This is a genomic window from Streptomyces sp. SYSU D01066-1 (assembly GCF_054956795.1).
Map to the genome: position 1 here is coordinate 139,894 of NZ_JBUDHV010000007.1, position 11,551 is coordinate 151,444.

General features: G+C 68.1%; 13 protein-coding genes. 4 read left to right on the top strand and 9 right to left on the bottom strand.

What is annotated here, in order from left to right; genetic code table 11:
* Window positions 1-1,027 precede the first annotated feature (1,027 nt).
* From sigM to trxA, 4 genes are all read left to right on the top strand, one after another.
* Window positions 1,028-1,720 (top strand): RNA polymerase sigma factor SigM, encoded by a 693-nt coding sequence (sigM, locus tag ACY1JF_RS09710; RefSeq protein ID WP_462704601.1) that lies wholly within the window; start codon window positions 1,028-1,030, stop codon window positions 1,718-1,720.
* Between the two features lie 17 nt (window positions 1,721-1,737).
* A complete protein-coding gene (locus tag ACY1JF_RS09715) occupies window positions 1,738-2,640 on the top strand; it encodes an anti-sigma factor family protein (RefSeq protein WP_462704691.1) in 903 nt (300 codons plus the stop codon).
* A gap of 266 nt (window positions 2,641-2,906) precedes the next feature.
* On the top strand, window positions 2,907-3,875 hold the full coding sequence (trxB, locus tag ACY1JF_RS09720; RefSeq protein WP_462704602.1) for a thioredoxin-disulfide reductase: 969 nt from the start codon (window positions 2,907-2,909) through the stop codon (window positions 3,873-3,875).
* A 38-nt stretch (window positions 3,876-3,913) separates the two neighbouring features.
* Window positions 3,914-4,246: a thioredoxin gene (trxA, locus tag ACY1JF_RS09725; protein ID WP_307538647.1), complete on the top strand. Its 333-nt coding sequence runs from the start codon at window positions 3,914-3,916 to the stop codon at window positions 4,244-4,246.
* Between the two features lie 64 nt (window positions 4,247-4,310).
* Here trxA and ACY1JF_RS09730 read toward each other — a convergent pair whose 3' ends face one another.
* From ACY1JF_RS09730 to rpmH, 9 genes are all read right to left on the bottom strand, one after another.
* Window positions 4,311-4,928 carry a GNAT family N-acetyltransferase gene (locus ACY1JF_RS09730; protein WP_462704603.1) on the bottom strand — a complete coding sequence of 206 codons (618 nt, stop codon included), beginning with the start codon at window positions 4,926-4,928 and terminating at the stop codon, window positions 4,311-4,313.
* Window positions 4,929-5,261: 333 nt separating this feature from the next.
* Complete coding sequence (locus ACY1JF_RS09735; protein WP_462704604.1) at window positions 5,262-6,374, bottom strand: ParB/RepB/Spo0J family partition protein; 1,113 nt, start codon at window positions 6,372-6,374, stop codon at window positions 5,262-5,264.
* A complete protein-coding gene (locus ACY1JF_RS09740) occupies window positions 6,371-7,444 on the bottom strand; it encodes a ParA family protein (protein WP_462704692.1) in 1,074 nt (357 codons plus the stop codon). Before ACY1JF_RS09740 ends, ACY1JF_RS09735 begins: the two co-directional genes overlap by 4 nt.
* A gap of 275 nt (window positions 7,445-7,719) precedes the next feature.
* A complete protein-coding gene (gene rsmG / locus ACY1JF_RS09745; protein WP_462704605.1) occupies window positions 7,720-8,439 on the bottom strand; it encodes a 16S rRNA (guanine(527)-N(7))-methyltransferase RsmG in 720 nt (239 codons plus the stop codon).
* A gap of 139 nt (window positions 8,440-8,578) precedes the next feature.
* Window positions 8,579-9,091 (bottom strand): Jag family protein, encoded by a 513-nt coding sequence (locus ACY1JF_RS09750; protein ID WP_215170433.1) that lies wholly within the window; start codon window positions 9,089-9,091, stop codon window positions 8,579-8,581.
* 15 nt (window positions 9,092-9,106) lie between these two features.
* A complete protein-coding gene (yidC, locus tag ACY1JF_RS09755; protein WP_462704606.1) occupies window positions 9,107-10,420 on the bottom strand; it encodes a membrane protein insertase YidC in 1,314 nt (437 codons plus the stop codon).
* A gap of 3 nt (window positions 10,421-10,423) precedes the next feature.
* A complete protein-coding gene (yidD, locus tag ACY1JF_RS09760; protein WP_462704607.1) occupies window positions 10,424-10,798 on the bottom strand; it encodes a membrane protein insertion efficiency factor YidD in 375 nt (124 codons plus the stop codon).
* On the bottom strand, window positions 10,795-11,166 hold the full coding sequence (rnpA, locus tag ACY1JF_RS09765; protein ID WP_462704608.1) for a ribonuclease P protein component: 372 nt from the start codon (window positions 11,164-11,166) through the stop codon (window positions 10,795-10,797). The genes yidD and rnpA overlap by 4 nt, the downstream gene beginning before the upstream one ends.
* Before the next feature lie 21 nt (window positions 11,167-11,187).
* A complete protein-coding gene (gene rpmH, locus ACY1JF_RS09770; RefSeq protein ID WP_003949374.1) occupies window positions 11,188-11,325 on the bottom strand; it encodes a 50S ribosomal protein L34 in 138 nt (45 codons plus the stop codon).
* Between the last annotated feature and the right edge of the window lie 226 nt (window positions 11,326-11,551).

The following is an 11,551-nucleotide window of genomic DNA, read 5'->3' on the forward strand; positions in this document are numbered from 1 at the left end:
AGACATGGGCCCGGCCCTTTTCGGTCCCGCTGGGTGAGCACCTTACGGTCCGTCTCCCTGCCGCATCCGCCCTCGGACGTCTTCTCACCATTCACCGATCCAGCACCCTTGTTCCCCTTCCCTCCCCTTTCACCCTTCCCTGAGGGAGCAAGCACCTCGGCCGCCTTCGATACGGACTCCCCAACAGTCTCCGGGCGCGTCCTCGCAGTCGGTACTGGTCCACCGGAGGACCGATCGCAACACCAGCAGGGCTGGGAAAGCCGCTGCCACACGAGCGCCCGTACCACCTCGGGCGGCCGCTTCAGCGGTTCCGCTTGGAGCAGACATAGGGCTCGGGCCCGCCAGAGCCACGCTTCCGAAATCCCCCTGTTCTTGGTGTTCTCTTCGGCGCCATTGACCCCCTGTCTCCTCTTGCGGAGCAAAACGGCGGATGAGGGCCGGTACTCACCCGCTGAGAAAATGTCCGATATCACCGCCACACCGAGCGGTTTGTACCCGGGCCCCCATCCGCGAAAGGGAACGAAGCGTTGTTGTTGTACGTCGGACCCGGTCGCTTCACGTCGGTGCACCGACCGTCACCGTGTCCGTGGAGCAAGTCGCGGGCGCGGCCGTAACCGCTGTTGAGGAAGACAGCCGCGTTCACGTCGTCCACGGGGTACGTGAGCAGTGAAGCGGAGGCCGCGGTGTTCACGTGGCTGCCGGCGCTTTCGCCGACAGCGGCGCCAAGGCCGCCGCGGACGCAGACATCACGGCCGCTGCAACGCGTCGCCTGGTTTTCGCCCATTTCGCGACAGGCGGATCAACGCTTTGGTATTCCACAGCCAGTCATGACAGTCAGACATGCGTGAGGCACCGTCTTTTCAGCTGCTTTACCTTGAACCGTCCGGGACGCGTACGCGTTCCCCGTACCAGTAATTGCCGCGCCCTCGTCCCCGCTCCGGCTGGTTGCGCGGTATTACGCAGTCTGGGCCGAACGGCTAGATTGACAGCGTCACGGTCGCCTCCCCTAAGGACTCGGGGGATATGAGTGGATAGCGCGCGGAGCCGAACCGACTGGTCAGACGCTGAGCTCCTGGCCCGCCACGTCAAAGGCGATCCCGATGCCTTCGGTGAGCTGGTAAGACGGCATCGGGACCGGCTCTGGGCGGTCGCCCTGCGCACGCTGGGCGACCGGGAGGAAGCCGCTGACGCCGTGCAGGACGCTCTCGTCTCCGCGTACCGGGCCGCCCACGGCTTCCGCGGACAGTCGGCCGTCACGACCTGGCTGCACCGGATCACGGTGAACGCCTGTCTGGACCGCGCCCGCAAGGCGGCCGCACGGAAGACCGCCCCGGTCGACGACGCCGAACGCCTGGAACAGTTACTGGAGCCGCACGAGTCGGCCTCCGCTCCCGCCGAGCGCAATGACCTGCACCGGCAGCTCATGGAAGCCCTGGGCACCCTGCCACCGGACCAGCGGGCCGCCCTCGTCCTGGTCGACATGCAGGGCTACCCCGTCGCCGAAGCCGCCCGCATCCTCGATGTGCCGACCGGCACGGTGAAGAGCCGGTGCGCTCGTGGCAGAGCCAGACTCCTGCCGCTGCTCACTCATCTGCGCCCGGACAGCGGCGACGACAGTGAACCGGGCGCGGGACGGAACCGGACCCAGGGGACGCCCGTCCCACCCACAGCGGGGCCGAACGATTCAACCGCAGCGAAGGGCGGAGGTGGACGAGCGTGACGTCGTCGACGACAGACATGGCCCGGCACCCGGACGTCGCGGAGATCTCCGACCTCACCGAAGGACTGCTCCCGCCGTCGCGTTCCACAGAGGTACGGCGTCACCTGGACGCGTGCCAGCTGTGTGCGGACGTCCACGCGTCGCTGGAGGAGATCCGGGGCCTGCTCGGCACGCTGCCGGGTCCGCCGAGGATGCCGGATGATGTCGCCGGCCGTATCGACGCCGCCCTCGCCGCCGAAGCCCTGCTGGCCGCCACGGCACCCGAGTCGACGGACCCGGACGCCCACGGCGCCGTCGTTCCCCTTTCCGAGGCGGGCGGGGGTCATCCACGTGTTTCACGTGAAACATCAGTCGCCGTGGACCGTCCCTCAGGCCGTGCCGTCACCTCCACCACCGGTCCGGGGCGCAAGAAGCGCACGCGGGCCGGGCGCCGCAGGATCGCCGCCCTCGGCGCCGTGTTCGCGGTGGCCGCCCTGGGGCTGGGCTCCGTGATCGTGTCTTCCCTCGACAGCGGCGACGCGCCCGGGGACTCCGGGCAGCCGTCCGCCCTCGCGGACACCTTCTCCGAGGGGGAGCTGGGACCGAAGGTCGCCGATCTCCTGGCCGACGACCAGCCGGGACAGAGCACCGAGACGCCCTCCGCACAGAGCTTCCGCTCGGAGTCCGAGACCGGCGCCGAGAACCACGTCTTCACCCAGCCCACCGTGCCCTCGTGCGTCCGCCAGGGCATCGGCCGCGAGGAGGCGGCGCTGGCCACGGAGGAGGGCGTCTACCAGGGCCATGAGGTGCTGCTGGTCATCCTTCCGGACGCCGCCGACGCCGGCCAGGTCACGGCCTATCTCGTGAAGACGGCCTGCGTCACCCAGCCCTCGCTCGGGGTGGGCGAGGTACTGCTCGAAAGCTCCTACCCTCGGTCCTGACGACCGCCGTCCCGCGTCCGCCCCGGCCGTCTGCCGCGTTGCCCCGTCCCACGCCTCACGGCCCCGCGCACGCCTCACGGCCCCATGCCCACGTCCCGCGTCCCACGCGCCCCGCGTCCGCCCCATGACACCCCGCGTACCGCCTCCGCAGTGTGCCCTGACACAGCGGGAATGCGCGCCCCGTAGGATCCGTTGGGTGGGGTGAGAGCTCTGAGAAACGCTTTCGCCGGTCATGAAGACGCAGTCCAGAGACGAGGAAACAAGCCGTGAGCGACGTCCGAAACGTGATCATCATCGGCTCCGGGCCTGCCGGCTACACGGCGGCGCTCTACACCGCGCGCGCGTCGCTGAAGCCGCTGGTGTTCGAAGGCTCCGTCACCGCCGGTGGTGCGCTCATGAACACCACCGAGGTGGAGAACTTCCCCGGCTTCCAGGACGGCATCATGGGCCCCGAGCTCATGGACAACATGCGCGCCCAGGCCGAGCGCTTCGGTGCCGAGCTCATCCCCGACGACATCGTGTCCGTCGACCTGACCGGTGAGATCAAAACCGTCACGGACACCGCGGGCACGGTCCACCGGGCCAAGGCCGTCATCGTCACCACCGGCTCCCAGCACCGCAAGCTCGGCCTGCCCAACGAGGACGCCCTGTCCGGCCGCGGGGTCTCCTGGTGCGCCACCTGCGACGGCTTCTTCTTCAAGGACCATGACATCGCCGTGATCGGCGGCGGTGACACCGCGATGGAGGAGGCCACCTTCCTCTCGCGCTTCGCCAAGTCCGTGACGATCGTCCACCGCCGGGACACCCTGCGCGCCTCCAAGGCCATGCAGGAACGCGCCTTCGCCGACCCGAAGATCAAGTTCGTCTGGGACAGCGAGGTCGCCGAGATCCAGGGCGACCCGAAGCTGTCGGGGCTCAAGCTGCGCAACCTCAAGACCGGCGAACTGTCCGACCTGGCCGTGACCGGTCTGTTCATCGCGATCGGCCACGACCCGCGCACGGAGCTTTTCAAGGGTCAGCTCGACCTGGACGAGGAGGGCTACCTGAAGGTCGACGCGCCCTCCACCCGGACCAATGTGACCGGTGTCTTCGCCGCCGGTGACGTGGTCGACCACACCTACCGCCAGGCGATCACCGCGGCCGGCACGGGTTGCTCCGCCGCCCTCGACGCCGAGCGCTTCCTCGCTGCCCTGTCCGACGAGGACAAGGCCGAGCCCGAGAAGACCACTGTCTGACCCTCATCCCCACGCACCAACCAGTTAAGGAGCCCGCCGTGGCCGGCACCCTGAAGCATGTGACCGACGCTTCCTTCGAAGAGGACGTTCTCAAGAGCGACAAGCCCGTCCTGGTGGACTTCTGGGCCGCTTGGTGCGGTCCGTGCCGCCAGATCGCTCCGTCCCTCGAGGCGATCGCCGCCGAGTACGGGGACAAGATCGAGATCGTCAAGCTGAACATCGACGAGAACCCGGGTACGGCCGCCAAGTACGGCGTCATGTCCATCCCGACCCTGAACGTCTACCAGGGTGGCGAGGTCGCCAAGACGATCGTCGGTGCCAAGCCGAAGGCCGCGATCGTCCGCGACCTCGAGGACTTCATCGCGGAGTGATGTTTCACGTGAAACGTGGAGGGGCCCACCCGTCAGGGTGGGCCCCTCCACGTTTCGGCCGTCATTACAGCGGCCTGAGCGCAGGCTCCTTCTGCACGGCGCCGAGCAGCCGGTCGAGCGCCATCTCCACGTCTTCCTTCCAGGACAATGTGGACCGCAGCTCCAGCCGGAGACGGGGATGGCTGGGGTGGTGTCGTACGGTCTTGAAGCCCACGGCCAGCAGATGGTCTGCCGGCAGCACGCACGAGGGCTGCTTCCAGTGGGCGTCCCCGAAGGCCTCGATCGCCTTGAAGCCTCGGCGCAGTAGATCCTTCGCCACCGTCTGGACCATCACCCGGCCCAGTCCCTGCCCCTGGTACCCCGGCACGATGAACGCCGTCATCAGCTGCACCGCGTCCGGTGAGACCGGGCTCGTGGGGAACGCCGCAGAGCGCGGGACATAGGCGGGAGGAGCGTAGAGGACGAAGCCGACCGGTACGTCGTCGACGTAGACGACCCGGCCGCAGGACCCCCAGTCCAGCAGGACGGCCGAGATCCAGGCTTCCTTCTCCAGAGCGGCTGTGCCCGCCTTTACCGCGGCCTCCCCACTGACGGGGTCCAGCTCCCAGAAGACACACGAGCGACAGCGCTGGGGGATGTCCTCAAGGTTGTCCAGCGTGAGCGGTACGAGCCGACGCCCCATGAAGGCTGTTCCTCGCTTCCTTCGCCCTGCGCTTTCAGGGCGGCTGCCAGAGCACTCCGCTCCCTGAGCAGACTGCCGATGAACCCGCCGATCGCTCCCAGCCCCAGCCCTGCGCTCACCAACCCGGTGCGGCTCGTCGTTCGCATGGCTCTGCCTCACTCCCAGGGGTAACCGCCAGGTGAAACCGCCCTCCCTGATCGCATCGTATCCACGATGCGATTGCCCCGATACCGGTGGAAAGCAAAGAGCGGACCGCGTTCCGGTACACACCGGACACGGCCCGCTCTGACGCCGATGCGGAGCACCCGACCGGGTGATCCGCCGCCGCGGGACTCAGGAATCGTCCTCTTCCGTCTCCCCGTCCACGAGGCTCTTCTGCAGCACAGAGCCCTCGCCCGGGGCCAGCGTGTCGAGGATCCGGCCCAGATCGTCCATGGAGGCGAACTCGACGGTGATCTTGCCCTTCTCCCGGCCCAGGTCCACCTTCACCCGGGTTTCGAAGCGGTCCGAGAGCCGGGTGGCGAGATCGGACAGCGCCGGCGAGACACGGGCCCCGGCCCGCGGTCCCTTGGCCCGGGGCGCCTTCTGCGGCCGGGACCCCATCAGCGTCACGATCTCCTCGACCGCCCGCACCGAAAGCCCCTCGGCCACGATCCGGTGTGCCAGCCGGTCCTGCTCCTCCGAGTCCTCCACCGAGAGCAGCGCCCGCGCATGGCCCGCGGAGAGGACTCCTGCCGCCACCCTCTTCTGCACGGACGCCGAGAGCTTCAGCAGTCGCAGCGTGTTGGAGACCTGCGGACGGGACCGACCGATCCGGTCCGCCAGCTGGTCATGCGTGCAGTTGAAGTCCTTCAGCAACTGGTCGTAGGCGGCGGCCTCTTCCAGCGGGTTGAGCTGAGCGCGGTGCAGGTTCTCCAGCAGCGCGTCCAGGAGGAGCTTGTCGTCCTCCGTGGCCCGCACGATCGCCGGAATCGCTTCCAGTCCCGCTTCCCGGCAGGCCCGCCAGCGCCGCTCGCCCATGATGAGCTCGTAGTGCTCGGCGTCCAGCTGACGGACGACGACCGGCTGGAGAAGACCGACCTCCTTGATGGAGGTGACCAGTTCGGCGAGCGCGTCCTCGTCGAAGATCTCACGCGGCTGCCGCGGATTCGGCTTGATGAGGTCCAGCGGAATTTCGGCGAAGTGAGCCCCCATGGGAGTCACAGGTGCCTCCACCGCGCCGGAAGCCGAGGGCTCCTCTGACTCAGGTGCTGTTTCACGTGAAACAGGCGGCAGTGGGGGCACCTTCGCCGCCGCCACACCGCGATCGGTCGTCAGCCCGGGAATGCCCGTGGGAGCCGCCGGAGCAGCCCCCGCCAAGGCGGCCGGTGCCACCGTCTTCTCCGTTGATGCGGGAGGAATCAACGCAGCCAGACCTCGGCCCAACCCCCTCCGTCGCTCGTTCACTGGATCCCCTCCACCGTGCTCGGATCGTTCTGGGCACTGATGGGGGCCTGGGTCGCGTCGTAACCGACACCCACGCCCCTCAGTGCGATCTCTCGTGCCGCCTCAAGATAGGACAGGGCACCGCTCGACCCAGGATCGTAGGTCAGCACCGTCTGCCCATAGCTCGGCGCCTCGGAGATACGGACCGAGCGAGGAATGCTCGTCCGCAGCACCTCGTCACCGAAGTGACTGCGCACCTCGTCCGCGACCTGGGACGCCAGACGCGTCCGGCCGTCGTACATCGTGAGCAGAATGGTCGACACATGGAGTGTGGGGTTGAGGTGCCCCCGCACCAGGTCGACGTTACGCAACAGCTGCCCCAGCCCCTCCAGCGCGTAGTACTCGCACTGGATCGGGATCAGCACCTCCTGGCCGGCGACCATCGCGTTCACCGTCAGCAGACCGAGGGAGGGTGGGCAGTCGATCAGGATGTAGTCCAGGGGCTGCTCGTACGCCTGGATCGCTCGCTCGAGTCGGCTCTCCCGGGCGACCAGGGACACCAGCTCGATCTCCGCACCGGCGAGATCGATCGTGGCCGGCGCACAGAACAGGCCCTCGACGTCGGGAACAGGCTGGACGACCTCGGACAGCGGCTTGCTGTCGATCAGCACGTCATAGATCGACGGCACTTCGGAGTGGTGGTCGATCCCCAGGGCGGTGGAGGCGTTCCCCTGGGGGTCGAGGTCGACCACCAGGACACGGGCACCGTGCAGGGCCAGCGAGGCGGCGAGATTGACGGTCGTCGTCGTCTTGCCCACCCCGCCCTTCTGGTTGGCGACCACGATGACACGGGTCTGCTCAGGCCGCGGCAGGCCCTCACCGGCACGCCCCAGAGCCTCTACCGCTAGCTGGGCCGCGCGACCGATCGGTGTGTCGTCCATCGGAGGCGGTGTTTCACGTGAAACATCCGCCCCCGTCGACTCGGTACGGGGACCGGGGACCGGATCGGTCATCGGGCCCGCGATATTGGCGTCGGACCGCAAGGATTCACTCTCCTCGACTTCAGGCTCGCAATGAACAGAGCCTCCCATGCCTCCGGGGTCGCGAACCAGTGAGGCCTGTTGTTCTGTGGAGAAATCCACCTCTGTGGAAAACTCCGTGCCCCCTCCGAGCGGCCGAGCCCGTCCCGAGGAGACTCTGCCCGCCGAGGGCGCTCCCTCATCGAGTGATCCAAGGGGCTTGCGGTCGCGGGGGTCGGCCGCAGCGCGTCCGCGACTGATGATGCCGTGCAGCAGTGAGCGACGTTTCACGTGAAACACGATGCACAGCGGCCGAAGTCGAACTGCCGCGACACTCCGGCTCGGCGCTATCCACGACGCCGACGGGTTCGTCCGGTGCGGGCGGCCTTGGCCCGTTTGGCCGCGAACCGCACTCCGCCCGGGCTCTCCCCGACCTCCACGCGCACCACCGTGGACCGCGGCTCCACGATGCCTTCCCCCACATGCAGGATCGACGTCTCCACGGCCCCGAGCTTGCTCAGTGCCGTCGCCGCGCTCTTCAGCTCCTCCTCGGCCGTGTCGCCCTTGAGCGCCAGCATCTCCCCGTACGGGCGCAGCAGCGGAACCCCCCAGGTGGCCAGCCGGTCCAGCGGGGCCACGGCACGGGCTGTCACCACATGGACGGGCGGGAGCTTCCCCATGACCTCCTCCGCCCGGCCCCGCATGACGGTCACATGATCCAGGCCGAGCAGTTCCACGACTTCGGTCAGGAAGTTGGTGCGCCGCAGGAGCGGTTCGAGAAGGGTGATCTTCAGATCGTCCCGGACCAGGGCGAGCGGGATACCGGGCAGCCCGGCTCCTGAACCGACGTCGCACACCGTCACGCCCTCGGGCACGACCTCGGAGAGCACCGCGCAGTTCAGCAGATGCCGCTCCCACAGCCGGGGCACCTCGCGCGGACCGATCAGGCCGCGCTGCACGCCCGCCTCGGCCAGCAACTCGGCATAGCGCACCGCATCCGCGTAGCGATCGCCGAACACCTCACGTGCCTGCTCGGGCGCGGGGGGAAGCTCCGCTGCCTCCGTCACGGGGGACCGTCCTTCCGTACCGCGTCGGCGCTTCGCACGCCGACACCAGAACCATCAGAACCATCAGCCAGAACTACCAGGCTGACAAAGTTCGGCCCCGCCTGCTCAACAGACGGGGCCGGGAGAACGCGGGGGCCGATCAGGCGGGCAGTACGACGACGAACCGCTGCGGCTCCTCGCCTTCGGACTCGCTGCGCAGCCCCGCGGCCTTGACCGCGTCGTGCACGACCTTGCGCTCGAACGGGGTCATCGGCTGCATGCGCACCGGCTCACCGCTGCTCTTGGCCTCGGCGGCGGCCTTGGCACCCAGCTCGGACAGCTCGGCACGCTTCCGGGCCCGGTAACCGGCGATGTCCAGCATCAGACGGCTGCGGTCACCGGTTTCCCGGTGCACGGCCAGACGGGTGAGCTCCTGGAGGGCTTCCAGGACCTCACCGTCATGGCCCACCAGCTTCTGCAGGTCACGGCCGCCCGTGTCACTGATGATCGAGACAGAGGCACGGTCGGCCTCGACATCCATGTCGATGTCGCCGTCGAGGTCGGCGATGTCGAGCAGACCCTCCAGGTAGTCCGCCGCGATCTCGCCCTCCTGCTCCAGGCGGGTCAGGGTGTCTGCGCCCTCGGCAGCGGCGGCGATGGTGCCTTCCGTCACGGGATGGACTCCTTCTTACTTCTTCGACGGGGACTTGGGCCGCTGCGGTCCCTTGCGCTGCCCGGACTGGGCCTTGCTGCGGGTACCGGAGCCGGGCTTCTGCGCGGCCTTCTTGGCAGCGGCGGGCTTGGCGTCCTGAGGCTGGTCGGACTTGCTCAGCGACGTCGGCTTCGACGTGGCCGACGCGGACGACGCGGCCGAGGAGGAGGACGCCTCGGCGTCACCGGCGGTCTTCGTCGCGCCGGACTGGCGCTGGGACTTCGACTGCCGCTTGGGCTGCTGGCGCCTGGGGGCGGCCGTGGCCGGCGTACCGTCCTCGGTCCCGGCGACGGCCACGGTGTCGCTCTTCACGACGGTGCCGTCGGCCTGGGCCGCGAGGCCGGCCTTGGTCAGGCCGTTGATGAACTTCCGCTCGAACTCGTTGCGGTCCCGGCCCTTGGCGACGATGGCCTTGACGATGGCGCGCTCGCTGCGGCGACGGACCTTGCCGGTGTGCGAGACGTGCTTGTACAGACGGTCCAGGTAGGCCGCCTGGGCCTTGGAGCCCGGGGTCGGGTTGTTGCGGATGACGTACATCTGCTGGCCCATGGTCCACACGTTGGTGGTCAGCCAGTAGACGAGGACACCGACCGGGAAGTTGATGCCGAAGACGGCGAACATGACCGGGAAGACGTACATCAGCATCTTCTGCTGCTGCATGAACGGCGTCTTCACCGTGGTGTCGACGTTCTTCGTCATCAGCTGGCGCTGGGTGAAGAACTGGGACGCCGACATCAGGACGATCATGATGGCGGTGACGACCCGCACATCGGTGATGGAGGAGCCGAGGGCGTCCACCTTCGAAGCACCGTCGGTGAACTTCGCCGCGAGCGGCGCACCGAAGATGTGGGCTTTCTGGGCGCTCTCCAGCAGCCGCTCGTTGATCACGCCGATGGTGTCACCGGTCGCGATGCCGTTGAGCACGTGGTACAGGGCGAAGAAGAACGGGGACTGCGCCAGGATGGGAAGGCACGAGGAGAGCGGGTTGGTGCCCGCCTCCTTGTACAGCTTCATCATCTCTTCGGACTGGCGCTGTTTGTCGTTCTTGTAGCGCTCCTGGATCTTCTTCATCTCGGGCTGCAGGACCTGCATCGCCCGGGTCGACTTGATCTGCTTCACGAAGAGCGGGATCAGACAGATCCGGATCAGCACCACCAGGGACACGATGGACAGGCCCCAGGCCCATCCGGTGTCGGGGCCGAAGACGGCGCCGTACAAGCTGTGGAACTGGACGATGACCCAGGAGACAGGTGTCGTGATGAAGCTGAAGAGGCTGGCAATCGTGTCCACTAATCATGCTCCTTGGGCATGGGACTGGGTCTCTGCGGCCGGGCTCGAAGGACCGTACGAACCCGGCTGAGCAGCCGGTCCTTCGGTGGCCGGTTCGGCGGCGGAGGGCCCGCCCTTGCGTGCGCGCCAGGCGTTCCGCAGCATCTCGTGCCACCGCGGACGCTTGCGCGGCGGAACGTGGTCCACCCCGCCCGGCGACCACGGATTGCACCGCAGGATGCGCCAGGCGGTGAGTGCCGTGCCCTTGACGGCGCCGTGCCGGTCGATGGCCGTGTAGCCGTAGTGGGAGCACGACGGGTAGTACTTGCAGACCGGCCCGAGCAGTGGACTGATCGTCCACTGGTACAGCTTGATCAGAGCCAGCAGCGGGTACTTCATCGCGCGCCCCCTCCCAGTAGCCGCTGGAGGGCGGCGTCCAGGTCTTGGGCCAGCTGTGCATGGTCGGCGTCACCCGCTCCGGGTAGCGCTCGTACGACTACCAGGCTACCGGGGGGAAACAGACCGACTCGGTCGCGCATCAGATGGCGAAGCCTGCGCTTCACCTTGTTGCGCACGACCGCACCACCGACGGCTTTGCTGACGACGAAACCCGCACGCGTCGGGGGAGCGCTCTCCCCAGGCGCGTGCGGGTCCGTTGCACCGCTACGAAGATGGACGACGAGGGACGGGCGGCCTGCCCGGCGACCTCGTCGTACCGCGGTCGCGAAATCCTCGCGCCGCCTCAGCCGGTTCTCGGTGGGCAGCACGACGTCATGACCTGATCGGGATCAGGCGGACAGACGGGCGCGACCCTTGCCACGGCGGGACGCGAGAATCGCGCGGCCGGCACGGGTGCGCATACGCAGCCGGAAGCCGTGGGTCTTCGCGCGACGACGGTTGTTCGGCTGGAAGGTGCGCTTGCTCACTCGGGGGCTCCAGAAGAAATCGGTGGTGGCGGGGTGCCGTCCTGGCTGTCACCGTGCGCCCACGAGTAGCTCGCGTCACGCCCGTGTGCACCGCTTTCCGATCACCTGAAGCGATCTGTGCCCATCGGAGGCAGGCGGCAGCAGCCATCGACAACTCGACCTGGTTACGGTACGCGCGGCTGCGCCATTCGGTCAAACCGACGGCCGCCGAGAGACACTTGTCCAC